The following is a 13548-nucleotide window of genomic DNA, read 5'->3' on the forward strand; positions in this document are numbered from 1 at the left end:
TGACAAATACTGTTTGCTAAACGCAGATTGCTAGACATGTCTTGCCAGATACAAGTTTCTGGAAGATTGGTTTTTCACGCGATGTGTACTCTATTTGTCTAGTGGTAAAACCGCAACTACACAAACAATATCCGCACAAACAATGTCCGCCTTTGCGGACGCAAGCTAACCTTTTAATTTGCCATGCTGGGTGACACACTGCATAATTCCTATTCACCCGATATGAGCTGGAGTAGTAGCTCAGCGGTAGCGAGTCAAATCATCGCAGCGTTAATTGTTGGATTACTAATTGCCTATGGCGCTCAGTTGATGCTGACCAACCTAGGCGTTGCTATTGGTCTGAGCCTCTATCGATTTGGCAATACGGGATTGAGCAGCAAATCGAAATCGCCATTAGAGACACCGCGATTAATTCCCAGTATAGCTACCCTTACCGGCCTGGGAATTTTACTCACTACCGATGGCGTGTTATTTGTCGCCTGTTTTTTGGCGGTACGCTTTGCTCAGGTGCACGACTGGTTCGCGGGTGTGGTTGTGGGAATGGTGATTTGGGCCGCCTATTTTGCAATTTTGCTGTGGTTGAGTACGGCTGCGATTTCCACATTAGTCAGCCAGCTTCTAGGATTTACCGTAACGGGTATGAGGGGTTTGCTAAATCTAGTGCGGTATGGCTTGGGTTGGAATCAGGTCAGCCTAGACCGAAAAACAATAGCGGCCCTGCGGCAACAGGTGCAGGTAGTAGTGGATACGAGCGAGCTACAGCAAACGCTAGAGGATTATTTAGCCAAGTTGCCCCTGCTGAGTTTGGAGACAATGCGGCAAGATTTGAAAACCTGGCTTGAACAATCTCCTGAACTGCGGGTTTCTGGTTCGGCTCAACCCTTTGATGCAGCGATGACAAAGCAGCAAATAAAGCAACGCGCTCAGGTCAGTGATGCAGCATTGCAACAGGCAGTGAATGTTTTGCAAGAGGTTTGGCAGGAAGTCATTGCGCAAAAGACTGAACAATCTACTCCGGGTGAGCGAAATAAGCCTGAGAGTGAATTAGAGGATATAGAATCTGAACCTAATCAAGAATTGCAAGTTCAAGCAAAAGAGAAAAATTTTGTAACGCAGAACGCTGACCAAGCCCGTCCACTTTCCAGTCGAGTCGAAACACTTAGTGAATCGCCAAATCAGCTAATTAGTGAATTGTACAGTCAATTAGAGTCCTATCTTCGTTATACTAATCCGAAAAAGTTGACGCCTAAGCGAATTGAGCGCAAGCTGGAAAAGCTGTTGACCATAGTGAAAACCCAACTGACGTCGTTTGAGCTGCCTGCCTTTGACTCAACTGGCCTTGCCGCTATACTGAGTCGCCGCAAGGGTTTGAGTAAAAAGCAGCGGCAGCAGATTTTGCAGAGTATCGAACGAATTTGGACACGAACGGCAGTCGTTGCCAATGTTGTGGATGGTATGACGAATCAGTCCCCTTCTGCCGAATCCATCTCAGAACCCGATCCCGAAAACTCTTCAACGCTTCCTCCCGATGCCTTGATCGAAAAACTGGCTGCTTATCTGGAGTCAACGCTGGACCTCCCCGACGCAACCGATCAGCTCAAGCAAAATTTGATTCATTGGTTAGCTCAGTTTCAGTCTGAGCAGTTGGTCAAGGAGCTATGGCATACCCTGCGCCAGCCCATGAGCGAGAAAACGCTAACGGCTGGATTAGAGCAGTGGCGGCAATCCCTAACCCAACTGTGGCAAGAGCAACTCAGGCGAGGTGAAGCCGTGCTGCTAGAAGGACTACCATTATCATCCCTGTCTTCATCTACGCAAACTGTCCTTCAGTCCCAAATTGACTGGGTAAAGCAACAGACGCAGCACTATCTTGAAACGGTACAACAAACCATGCAATCGCAGCTGCAGCAGTGGCAACAGCAGGTTGAGCGCCGTCTGGAATTGGCGCGAAAAATGGCGCTTGTGGCAGCTTGGTGGCTGTTTTTGATCACCCTAACTGCAGCCGTCAGCTCAGCCGCCGCCGGAGGATTGGCAGCCGCAGGCTAGAAACTTAGCCAAAAAGTCACGGTAGTGAACGAATCCTCATATCGAAAAATTCTGCCAATTTCACTCGCCCCTGCGCCATTTCTCGGCGGAAGACTGGACAATTCTTCGTCACTACAGCGATGCTGATACTTCCTTAGATTCAACCCAATTTTTGGATTGCAACTCCTGCGTGCACTGCCATGCCAACTGCGGGGAACTCTAAAGCTGAACTGCCAGCACGGCACCCAGTTAGATTGACACCCCCTTTAGCCTCACGTTTGGCAAACCGCTAGCGCAGAGAAACGGCGATGAAGACAATTTTGGTGATTGAAGATGATCCCTTGATTCGCGAATCGATTGGCGACGTGCTGGAACTGGAAGGCTACCAGGTTGTGACGGCTGCTAATGGCGCTATTGGTGTCGCACTGACTTTTCAGCATCTGCCTGATCTAATTCTTTGTGATGTATCCATGCCTGAAATGGATGGCTTTGAAGTGCTGAAATCGCTGCAACAACATCCCGAAACCAATACGATCCCGTTTGTGTTCCTGACGGCTCGCACCACCAAGGCCGATCAGCGCCAGGGCATGAACCTGGGAGCCGATGACTACTTGGCAAAGCCTTGTACGGTCCCTGAACTACTCAACACGATCAGCCGCCGATTCGAGAAGCGGGCTGTTGTGCAAGCCAAGTCCGAAAAACAGCTGGAAAACGTGCGGCTCAACATTGCTCAATCTCTGCCCCATGAGCTGTATACACCACTGAACGGAATCTTGGGATTTTCTGAGCTGCTGCGCGACTACGATAGCCTCGATCAGGCTGAAATTCAGGAGATCGGTGAGGCGATTCACACCTCAGCATTGCGACTCCATCATCTGCTCAAAAACTTTGTGCTCTACAGCAAACTGGAACTCATTGCCCATCATCCAGAACAGGCAAAATTCTTGCAAATTCCAAAGGTGCAGTCTGCGGCGGCGATCATTCAAGCCACCGCTCAACAGGTTGCTCAGCAAACAGGCCGCCTACTCCAGCGAGATCGGTATCCGGATCGCCGCCAACAAGCGTTGCGGGATAAACGCGGTCACCTCCAAAGCTGACCGTTATCCTTTGGGCACGCTCAATTACGTGAAAATTGGTAAGAATATGGCCTTGATCGTCAATAACGGAACCGCTTCCGTTTCCCGAACGTTCCTGGACCGACCACCAATCCTGGACCAGCGTCGTTGTAGATATGAAGGCAACGCCGGGCGAGATCGCCTTGTACACCTCTATGCTGTTCTGCTCGTCGGAAACAAGTGACGGATCAGAGATCGTTACCGGTGTTGCCTCGGCAAAGGATCTTCCAGACGGATCTGCTATGGTCCAAAGCTCGTAAAGCTTGATAGCTGCGAAGGTTCCACCGATCGCTATAAATGCGGTCGCCAATGACAGTAATAGTATTTGACGTATAGATAAATGATAAACCGGACTACTGGACATCAAGCTCACCTCCAACCAAAGTCTAGATCAATACCAAAATTGGATGCAATTTATTAAAACGCCGGTTGTTCTGAACCGGTTACCACTTTAGAAGTTGTACCGGAAGGATCAACTGCTCACAGTGCTGGTCGGATCTGGTTATCACGGCATTGCTTTCAGAAGGATACTGCAAAAATAGACCTTGACCAGAAGCCAAGGTTATGAAAGAAAGATTCTGAGATGAGTCCGAACGCCGCAAGCCCTGTCAGCAAATGGATGCCCATCAAACCGATGTAGATGGCCAGAGCAAATGAGACCAATGGTTTCGCGATCCGTTTGTACCCAAATTTAAGAATTACGAGGGCGGTGATAGTTCCCATCCCGAGTTTTGCGAGAAAGAAGGTATAGTCGCCGATCTCAAGCAATCCGGCCATTAAGTGATTGGCCTCTGTTGCTGTACCGGTTCGCACCCAAACCAAAGTGAGCATGGCATCCAACATATTCAAGAGAAATAGCAAGAAAGTCTCACGAAATAAGTGCATAAGCCTCCGAGTGCAAACGATGTTTAAACCTCCTTCCTAATGAAAATTACCCCCGAGAACGAACTCGGGGGCGGAGGTGTGAAATAAAAATGAACGACTGACTGCCCCTTTTATATAACTAAATTATTCAAACTTTCAGAAAACTTTTAGAACGATTTAAAGATTTTCTCTATTTTGTTCCGGTGCTATCATAGCGGATGTTGTGTGAGGTATTGAAAAATATTGCAACGATGTCTTAAGCAGACGCGTCGAAGCGAGCGTCCAACGAAACGCAGGGACATATTCACCAGGAGGGAAACTATGAATAATCGGAAGAAGACGACAACCGTACTTTTGTTAGCCGCTACCTTTGCGTTCGGTTTGGTTTTGGAGGCAGCAGGACAACGCCCAACGATCAGGCGAGCGACAACGTCAAAGAATGCCGCTTCCGGACAATACACCGTTCCCGCGGGAAAGAAGATAAGGGTTCGGATCGATCAGAACTTGAACTCTAAAGTCTCTAAGGTCGGGGACACATTTACTACCACCACCTTGAATCCGGTCTATTCTGCTACAGGTCAGATCATAATTCCGCAGGGCTCTGAAATAATTGGCCGAGTCGATCGTGTATCGCCGGCAGTCAAAGGCGGAAAGGTTGGCGAGATAGATGTCAGTTTTCGTCAACTGGTATTGCCCAATGGCACAAAACGGACTATCAATGGCTCTTTGACAGACCTTAGCGAGGACGACGCTAAGAGTGATAATGAGGGCACCGCTCGCGGGGACCGCATGCAGCACCGTAAAGTTATATTTATCGGCGGCGGCGGCGCAGGAGGCGCTATCCTTGGCGGAGCTATCGGAGGAGGCAAAGGAGCGCTGATTGGCGGCATCATTGGTGCAGGAGCTGGATTGCTGGGCGAACGGCTTACAAAAGGTGAGGAAGCAGAAGTTAAGTCTGGAGCTGAGTTTGGCATCTATTTGAATCAGCCTGTAACTCTGCCGAGATATGCTGCAGTCGAAGAGGCAGATGACCAAATACCTCCCTATGATGGACCTGTTGGTTCGGGAAGAACATACGTGGTTCAACCGGGAGACACACTAGGCATAATCAGCCGCAAAGTTTATGGAACTTCTGCGAGATATATGGAGATCTACAATGCGAACCGGGACAAGCTTGCCAGCCCGAACAGCGTTACAGCAGGACAAGTGCTTGTGATACCGTAAAGGTGATGTATGCCGTAAGTTTAGGGCCGGAGATGATCCGGTCCTAATTATTTTAGGACAGATCTTCGGGACTTTGAGGAGCTAGAGCCTCAAGATACTTAACCACTCGTTGAATAAGCCATTCGGGTGTTGAAGCTCCGGCCGTTACGCCAACCGTTTCAACACCAACAAGCTCTGCCGGATCAATATCTGCCTCCGTCTCGATCAAAAAGCTCTTCTCGCACTGCTCTTTGCATACCGCCTGAAGCTTGACACTGTTTGAAGAATGAGGTGCTCCGATGATGAAGAATGCATCAACCATTCCGGCAAGCGCACGCGCGGCATCCTGGCGGTCGCGTGTTGCCGAGCAGATAGTGTTTATAACTTCTACTTCATCATTGGTCCGCGTCTTGATGGCCTCTGCAGTATCGAAGAAAGTCTTTGCCTTTATGGTTGTTTGCGAAACGACCAGCGGTTTCTTTAGGAATGGAAGTGTTTGCACCTCCGATTCGTCTTTGATAATGAACGCATGCTCCGGTGCGTAACCTTTTACGCCGATCATCTCCGGGTGGTCCGGATTTCCCACTACGACAACATGGCGATCGGCGGCCGCGGCGCGCGAAGCTAGTCTCTGAACTCGCGTAACGAAAGGACAGGTTGCATCGACGACCTTGGCCGCATTCTCTTTGAGAGCCTGTTCAACCTCAGGCGTTACACCATGAGCACGAATAACGGCTGTTTCATCTCGACCGATCTGCACAGGTCTTTCGATCGTGGAAACTCCCTCTTCGGCAAGCCTGTTCATTTCTTGCTCGTTGTGGATAAGCGGGCCAAGCGTCCGAACGGTCTCACCCTTCTCAAGAGAATCTTCGACCATCTCAACCGCACGTTCTACTCCAAAACAGAATCCGTATTCATCTGCAAGCAGGACTTTCATAATCTAATGTTCGTCGGTCGGAGCATATCGGATCCATAACGAACTCTCAATTCAAGTTTAACATCTTGCCTGAACAATTGTAATCTGCCGTTTTCTGGATAAAGCTGCGGTCTTGAACTTCGTTTCACACTATTATATGAGACAATCGCAAAATGGACGGACGGCGAAGTGATATCTCACCACCGAAGTTGATCAGCGCACTCCGTGGGTACGACCTGCTTCCGGCGATAGTTTTCCTTCCAACGCGTAGAAAATGCGATGAAGCCGCAAGTGAAGTAGCGACAAACAAAGGTCAGCAGGCTAACGCCGAAAAACACCTGCAACGTCAGGAGTTATTTGAGTCCTTTGCCGAAAAGAACCCCGAGGTTCGTCGGCATAAGCATGCGAAGATACTCGTAAATGCCGGTGTTGCATCGCATCATGCAGGCCACATTCCCTCGTGGAAGCTTTTGGTTGAAAAGATGATGTCTGCCGGCCTTTTGAACGCCATCTTTGCCACCTCAACGGTAGCTGCAGGGGTTGATTTTCCTGCGCGCACGGTTATCATTACGAACGCAGATACACGCGGAAACGACGGATGGCGGCCCCTTTCGGCAAATGAGCTTCATCAGATGACCGGCCGCGCCGGACGGCGTGGAAAAGACCTTGTTGGATTTTGTGTATTGGCGCCGGGCCAATTCCAGAATGTTAAACGTATCGCTGAACTTTTAAGGGCGAAACCTGATCCTATCCAAAGCAAGTTCAGGGCTACTTATACGACGCTGCTGAACCTATTAGATGCTTTTGGAAGTTTTGATCACGTCCGCGAGATAGCTGAAAAGAGTTTTGCTCATCGCGAGATCGTAAAACGGATCGCTGCCGCAGAGCGATCTAGATCCACTGCGGAGAAGCAGATATCCGAGGTTGGGGTAGCTGTCGCTGACGCGAGAGGTTTTGAAAGGTTACTTAGTGCTCGTAAAAGGCTTGAGGGTCGTCCGCGTGCGACACGAGCGGAACTTCGCCACAGGTGGCTGCAAGAGAACGTAACAACGGGCAGGATCGTAACACGAGGCCGAAGCGGCAAGCGTCTTTTTTTGGTGATCAGCGTTCATGGTGAGACCGTAAATGCGATGCGTGACGACGGTAAAGGAACTACGCTTTCACTCTCCAGCATCAGCCGCGTTTACAGCAAAACATACTCCATTTCGGATCGCGATGTTGAAACAGCGTTCATAGAAACGATCGAAGGAAAGAATTCTCAGTTGGCCGAGCCAAAGATCTCCCTGAATCCAGACAACGAAGATGCTCTTGCTATTCTTGACGATCGAATAGCAGAGTTCACAAAAAGAGATCCGGGCAGTACCCATGGACCATCCAAACTTTTCTCGCTTGCAGCGAATGCTGCCGCTATCACCGAGGCAGAACGCAGTATCGAGAGGCTAAGGGAGAGGGTTTGGGAACCATTCCGAAAGCGATCGCGTGTGCTTGAGCATTTTGGCTACATCGACACCGTAACAGAACAGGTTACCGAAACCGGTAAGTGGTTGGCCGATCTAAGGATCGACCGGCCCTTGCTGGCGGGAGAGGCGTTCCTAAGCCCAAGGTGGTGGCGCACTATTTATTAGAGAAGATGCAGCGAGCCGGGATTCAGAAAGCGTTTTTTGTTTTGCGTCCGGGCAAGTGGGATATTCCGGCCTATTTTGGCGATGGAGCAATGGTGAATATGCATTTGGCCTATCTGACGGTGCATGTGCCCTATGGGGTGCCCTACACGTTGGACCAAGCCTATCCGTTTGTGCAACAGGCAATTGTGGCCTTGGGCTTTCCGGATATCTTGTTTCAGCCTGAAGATGCCTATGCGCGAGTTCTAGAGCGCTTACAGTCCGGTGCCGCCGATGTGGTGTTGGGTTTATTTCCTACCGAACAGTACTGGAAAGCTGGTATGGTGGCCTTTGATGCATCGGGCCGGGTTCAGCAAATCATCGAGAAACCGTCCCAGACCGACTTGCGCTACATGTGGGCAATTGCGATGTGGAGGCCCAGCTTTACCAGGTTTTTGCACCAATTTCTGAACAGCCACGCTCCTACAGCTGAACTGCCGATTGGTAATGTGATTCAAGCTGGAATTGAGGCAGGATTGCAGGTAGAAGCAGAAGCCTTTCCAGACGGCAGCTATCTAGATGTGGGCACTTCTGACGATCTGGCCCGTGCGATTCGGGAGCTAACCTAAACAAATACTAATCAAGTCTGGGCCGATGGTTGCTGTTCCAGCAAAAATTTGAGAAAAGCATAGGTGCGCTCAGCCAAAAAAGATCGCCACCGGAGCAATATCGTGGTATCCGCCAGGGTTAGCATCGAGTTGCTTCTAAAATTAGTTTTTGAATTCATCCTATCAATTGGACTCTATCAGTGAAACTTTTAATTCTATTGATTAATTAACCTTTATTAATTGCAGAAAGAGGATGTGCTCTGTTGAAGAACATGAGCGTGGCAAATCACAAGCCATAAAGCTTAAAAACATTGGTTTACTGGCAACTTCAGCCACTTTTGAAACACAAAACGAACCGCTAAAACTACATAAATAAAATTATGCAAACTATCAATTAGATAGCAGGCAATCCTAAATGCGAGTTTCGAGAGAAAAGATTCAAATTTTTACTTATAGAAGTGATATAAGATTTCTTTAATAATCACCAGTTTAACCCCTAGACTTTGTCTATCAAAAACAGTAGATTCATAGACATAAGTTGATGGAGCAAGCACCCAGTCAGCCGTGGCAACGCTGATTGCTGATCTAGACCCATCTCGTCTATGTCGGTGAGTTGTTCTCTAAAAACTTTTCTCTAGTGAGAATAGTCCAGCCGCTTTTAGGGAAGGTTTGTTTTCCCTAGAGGGTAGCTGAACCTAATTTTCCTCATCTGCGACGCAGATCTGGGGTGGAAAGATTGTATTGCAATCTTTTCTACCTTGCTGTGCCGCGATTTTGTAAGTCGCATTTGTGTTGGTCGCATTAGTTCTAAACGTTCTAAATGGAGGTACTATGACCCAATTTCCCAGTCAGTTCTCCCGACGCAGGTTCTTGTTTACCGCTGGTGCATCTACGGCTGCAACCATTTTGCTGAAAGGCTGTATGGGCAATCCACCTGATACAACAACAGGTGCTCAAAGCTCTCCGGCAGCATCTCCGGTGACGATTGCTCCCGGTACTGAACCAGAAGTAACCACGGCTAAGTTGGGTTACATTCCTATCGTAGAATCGGCTCCCTTGATCATTGCCAAGGAAAAGGGCTTTTTTGCCAAATATGGCATGCCCGATGTACAGGTGGAAAAACAGGCCAACTGGGGAGCCGCGCGGGATAACGTCAAGATTGGTTCCAAGGGAGGCGGTATCGATGGCGGACAGTGGCAGATGCCGATGCCTTATCTGATTACCGAAGGGCTAATCACTGATGGCACTAAAGTTCCGATGTATGTGCTAGCTCAGCTAAACACCCATGGGAATGGAATTGCGATTGCTGGAGAGCACAAGGGTAAGAACATTGGGCTGAAACTAGAAGGACAAAAGGCATTCTTCTCTCAGCTCAAATCTGCCGGTACTCGGTTTAAGGCTGCCAATACGTTTCCAAAAGTGAACCAAGATTTTTGGATTCGCTATTGGGTTGCAGCCGGTGGGCTGGATCCAGATGAGGATGTGGAAATGCTGACGGTACCAGCCGCCCAAACGTTTGCCGACATGAAGCGGGGTGCAATGGATGCCTTCAGTACGGGCGACCCCTGGCCTTACCGGATTGTGTCAGACAATGTGGGCTTCATGGCTGCCTTAACTGCCGAGATTTGGAAGAATCACCCAGAGGAATATCTCGCGATGCGGCAAGATTGGGTGGATCAGTATCCCAAGGCTACTAAGGCAATTTTGAAGGGGCTGATGGAAGCTCAGCAGTGGTGCGATGATTTTAATAACCGCCAAGAGTTGGCTGCAATTCTAGCCCAGCGCGAATACTTTGGTTTAGCGGAAGACATTCTGATCAACCCGTTGATGGGTAAGTACAACATGGGCGATGGCCGCACGATCGATGATCGCTCAATGGCCGTGCTGTACTGGAAAGATGAAAAGGGTAGTGTTTCCTACCCCTACAAGAGCCATGACCTATGGTTCCTGACTGAAAGCGTTCGTTGGGGCTTCTTGGAGAAAAGCTACCTGACAAACGCTAAAACCTTGATCGATAAAGTCAACCGCGAAGACCTCTGGAAGGAGGCAGCTCAAGAATTGGGAGTACCAGCCGCTGATATTCCTAGCAGCACCTCTCGTGGCGTTGAACAATTCTTCGATGGCATCAAGTTTGATCCTGAAAATCCCGAAGCCTATTTGAACAGCTTGAAGATCAAGCGAGTTTAAGAAATCAGCCGGCTTTCGTGATTTGTGATTCGTGATTTGTCATTTGTCATTTGTCATTTGTTGTTTTACCAACCAGCTAATCATCAATGACTAATGGCTAATGACAACTATCTCGTCCATAACGACCGCTATGCATTAAGGAGAACAACCGTGACCATTGCTCAGAAACGACCATCGAATACCGCGAATTCTTGGCTACGCAATCCAAAGGTTAGAGAGCGTCTAGATGACATCCTGACACCCTTGGTTACCATCTTGATTCTGTTGGTGATTTGGCAACTGCTGTCTTCGCTACCAGGTGCTGAATTGCCAGGACCGATTCAGGTAGTACAAGATACCTGGATTTTGATTCTCTATCCTTTTTATGACCGAGGTGGTACCGACAAAGGTTTGTTTTGGCAGGTGTTTGCTAGCTTGCAGCGGGTTGCCATTGGCTATAGCATAGCTGCCGTGGTTGGTATCAGCCTAGGCATTCTAGTTGGGATGAACAAGCGCGTTTCTAAGGGTTTGGACCCTGTGTTTCAAATCTTGCGAACCGTTCCTCCACTAGCATGGGTGCCAATCGCGCTGGCCGCTCTTCAGCAAAACCAGCCTGCAGCATTGTTCGTGATTTTCATTACGGCAGTCTGGCCGATCTTGATCAATACGTCCGTGGGTGTAAAGCAAATTCCGCAAGATTACAACAACGTGGCTCAAGTGCTGCAATTGCCGCGTACCGAGTACTTCTTCAAGATTTTGTTCCCGGCTGCTTTACCCTATATCTTCACCGGATTGCGGATTGCGATTGGTTTGGCTTGGTTGGCAATTATCGCCGCAGAGATTGTAATGTCGGGGATTGTGGGAATTGGCTTCTTTATCTGGAATGCGTATCAGAATGGACAAGTCAGCGAAATTATCTTGGCTCTGATCTATATCGGATTAGTGGGTTGGCTGCTGGATAAGTTGATGGCCTATCTACAACACTTGATTCTGCCGCAAAGCCAGCGCCAGTAGGGATAAAGAGTCAACCGACACAAAGTTTGCTGCGTAGCAAATCCTGCGTAGCGGTCGGATGAAGGGTGACGGCTCTAGCGTCGTCTTCTGTTCTCCAACGGTACACGCTAACTGTCATCCTTCATCTTTTCTCAATCTTTGTTTGGCATTATTTCCTAACATCAAATCCGCCTAAACGCCCTGATTTGTACAGGCGTTTCGCAAAATGCCTCTACGCGAATTCTGGCTAATCAACCGGATTTGATATCACCTCTATCCTTTTACTTTCTAATCTCTGCTATGGCATTCGTTACTATCGACAATCTCGAAAAAACCTTTCCCTTGGCCGGTGGCAATCGCTACATTGCCCTTAAAGGTATTGACCTGGTGATTCAACAAGGTGAGTTTGTTTCATTAATTGGTCACTCTGGTTGCGGTAAATCAACCCTGCTCAACATGATTGCCGGACTAGACATGCCAACCGATGGCATTGTGATGCTGCAAGGCGAGCAAATCCTCCGTCCTGGCCCTGACCGCATGGTGGTATTCCAAAACTATTCGTTGCTGCCCTGGATGACGGTACGGCAAAATATTGCCCTAGCAGTCAATAACGTGCTGGGACATTTGCCGAGTACAGAGCGGGAGCAGATCATTGAACAGCACATTGACATGGTGGGATTACGTCACGCCGCTGACAAACCACCCGATCAGCTCTCTGGTGGTATGAAGCAGCGGGTTGCCATTGCCCGTGCTCTAGCGATTCGGCCCAAGCTGCTGCTGCTCGATGAACCGTTTGGAGCGCTGGACGCTTTGACGCGCGGCAACCTGCAAGAGCAGTTGATGCAGATCTGCGATGATTGATCGAGTCCGATTCGCTGATCAAACGACGGCGTTCTTGGTCGAGACTCGTAAATTCATCGAGCGCGTCGGCGGGAAAATTACGGTTCGTGAGCGACTGCCGAACAGCCTCGAGATTTTCTCTTACATAATTGAGATCCAGCATAATTTTAGTTCGGATGCGGTGTTTGTTTCGCCGCCCAAAAAGCCATAAACTTTATGTTTGCCCAACAAAAGGCAAATCCATAATTTAGCAATCTTTATATGGCTCAAACAATTCGAAAAGCAGTTTTCCCAGCCGCAGGATTAGGCACTCGGTTTCTCCCAGCGACAAAAGCCTCGCCAAAAGAGATGTTGCCGCTGGTTGATAAACCCCTGATCCAGTATTCGATCGAAGAAGCGGTCTCGGCCGGATGCGACTCTATCCTGATCATTACCGGCCGTGACAAAAGCGCTATTGAGAACCATTTCGATATCTCTTTCGAGCTGGAACAGTTGCTGAAGGAGAAAGGAAAGAATGATCTTTTTGAACAGGTCAGAGCGATCTCAGACATTGCAAAGATCTCTTATACGCGGCAGAAGCAAGCACTTGGGCTGGGCCATGCGATCTATCAGGCCAAGGACTTTGCGGGCGGCGACCCGTTCGCCGCTCTTTTGGCTGATGATATTGTCGATGCTGAGAAGCCTGCATTAACGCAAATGATCGACGTCTTTGAGCGTTATGACGCTCCTGTGATCGCAACGATGCAGGTTGAGGGAGAAGCGATCTCACGATTCGGTGTGATCGACGCGGATGAAGTTGAACCGGGAGTTTTTAAGATCAAGGATATGATCGAAAAACCAGCTTTTGAAGATGCTCCTTCGGACCTAGCCATTATCGGCAGATACATTTTTACGCCCGACATCTTTGACGCTATCGAGCGAACAGCCCCCGGTGCAGGTGGCGAGATACAGATAACCGACGCGATGCGGTTATTGCTAAAAGAGCGTCCGTTCTATGCCGTAAAGCTCGATGGCGTTCGCCACGATGCAGGAGACAAGCTTGGTTTTTTGATCGCTACCGTGCAGTATGCTCTCAAGCGAGATGATCTTGGTGACGCATTCCGCGCATATCTTAGATCCCTTGAACTTTGATCCAAATGACCGCGTTTTATGATTAACGTTTATGCCGGACGCTCTCTAAAATTCCCAACCGGACCGTCGTTGGCTATTATTTAACT

At 48.9% G+C, this 13548-nt stretch carries 12 protein-coding genes and 1 pseudogene; 9 read left to right on the forward strand and 4 right to left on the reverse strand.

Features of this window, described 5'->3' with window-relative positions:
• Positions 1–183: 183 nt before the first annotated feature.
• Positions 184–2046, forward strand: a complete 1863-nt coding sequence (locus tag JVX88_RS11095; RefSeq protein ID WP_211627369.1) for a hypothetical protein — start codon at positions 184–186, stop codon at positions 2044–2046.
• A 287-nt stretch (positions 2047–2333) separates the two neighbouring features.
• Entirely contained in the window at positions 2334–3122 is a 789-nt protein-coding gene (locus JVX88_RS11100) for a response regulator (RefSeq protein ID WP_211627370.1), read from the forward strand.
• Here JVX88_RS11100 and JVX88_RS11105 read toward each other — a convergent pair.
• Both JVX88_RS11105 and JVX88_RS11110 read right to left on the reverse strand, forming a co-directional pair.
• Positions 3004–3504 carry a trypsin-like peptidase domain-containing protein gene (locus JVX88_RS11105; protein ID WP_211627371.1) on the reverse strand — a complete coding sequence of 167 codons (501 nt, stop codon included), beginning with the start codon at positions 3502–3504 and terminating at the stop codon, positions 3004–3006. The two genes, JVX88_RS11100 and JVX88_RS11105, sit on opposite strands and share 119 nt — an antisense overlap.
• Positions 3505–3659: 155 nt before the next feature.
• Positions 3660–4025 (reverse strand): DUF5658 family protein, encoded by a 366-nt coding sequence (locus tag JVX88_RS11110; protein WP_211627372.1) that lies wholly within the window; start codon positions 4023–4025, stop codon positions 3660–3662.
• 300 nt (positions 4026–4325) lie between these two features.
• Here JVX88_RS11110 and JVX88_RS11115 point away from each other — a divergent pair, with 300 nt between their 5' ends.
• A complete protein-coding gene (locus JVX88_RS11115; protein ID WP_211627373.1) occupies positions 4326–5228 on the forward strand; it encodes a LysM peptidoglycan-binding domain-containing protein in 903 nt (300 codons plus the stop codon).
• A gap of 52 nt (positions 5229–5280) precedes the next feature.
• Here the strand turns inward: JVX88_RS11115 and ispH are convergent, their stop codons facing one another.
• Entirely contained in the window at positions 5281–6144 is an 864-nt protein-coding gene (ispH, locus tag JVX88_RS11120) for a 4-hydroxy-3-methylbut-2-enyl diphosphate reductase (RefSeq protein ID WP_211627374.1), read from the reverse strand.
• A 152-nt stretch (positions 6145–6296) separates the two neighbouring features.
• On the opposite strand from ispH, the gene JVX88_RS11125 reads away from it, so the two are divergent.
• The 5 genes from JVX88_RS11125 (at position 6297) to JVX88_RS11145 (ending at position 12352) form a co-directional block, all read left to right on the forward strand.
• Positions 6297–7748, forward strand: a complete 1452-nt coding sequence (locus tag JVX88_RS11125) for a helicase-related protein (protein WP_211627375.1) — start codon at positions 6297–6299, stop codon at positions 7746–7748.
• Entirely contained in the window at positions 7730–8353 is a 624-nt protein-coding gene (locus tag JVX88_RS11130; protein WP_263975491.1) for an NDP-sugar synthase, read from the forward strand. The genes JVX88_RS11125 and JVX88_RS11130 overlap by 19 nt, the downstream gene beginning before the upstream one ends.
• 810 nt (positions 8354–9163) lie before the next feature.
• Positions 9164–10519 (forward strand): CmpA/NrtA family ABC transporter substrate-binding protein, encoded by a 1356-nt coding sequence (locus JVX88_RS11135; protein ID WP_211627376.1) that lies wholly within the window; start codon positions 9164–9166, stop codon positions 10517–10519.
• A gap of 93 nt (positions 10520–10612) precedes the next feature.
• The gene (gene ntrB, locus JVX88_RS11140) at positions 10613–11512 is read left to right on the forward strand and encodes a nitrate ABC transporter permease (RefSeq protein ID WP_317134622.1); all 900 of its coding nucleotides are present in this window, start codon (positions 10613–10615) and stop codon (positions 11510–11512) included.
• A gap of 279 nt (positions 11513–11791) precedes the next feature.
• Positions 11792–12352, forward strand: coding sequence for a nitrate ABC transporter ATP-binding protein (locus JVX88_RS11145; protein WP_317134623.1), 561 nt, complete (start codon positions 11792–11794; stop codon positions 12350–12352).
• A 34-nt stretch (positions 12353–12386) separates the two neighbouring features.
• Here the strand turns inward: JVX88_RS11145 and JVX88_RS43995 are convergent.
• Positions 12387–12494, reverse strand: a pseudogene (locus tag JVX88_RS43995) (hypothetical protein); the annotation flags it as partial.
• 98 nt (positions 12495–12592) lie between these two features.
• Here JVX88_RS43995 and galU point away from each other — a divergent pair.
• On the forward strand, positions 12593–13462 hold the full coding sequence (galU, locus tag JVX88_RS11155) for a UTP--glucose-1-phosphate uridylyltransferase GalU (protein WP_211627377.1): 870 nt from the start codon (positions 12593–12595) through the stop codon (positions 13460–13462).
• Positions 13463–13548: the final 86 nt, after the last annotated feature.

This window comes from Leptolyngbya sp. 7M (assembly GCF_018128485.1).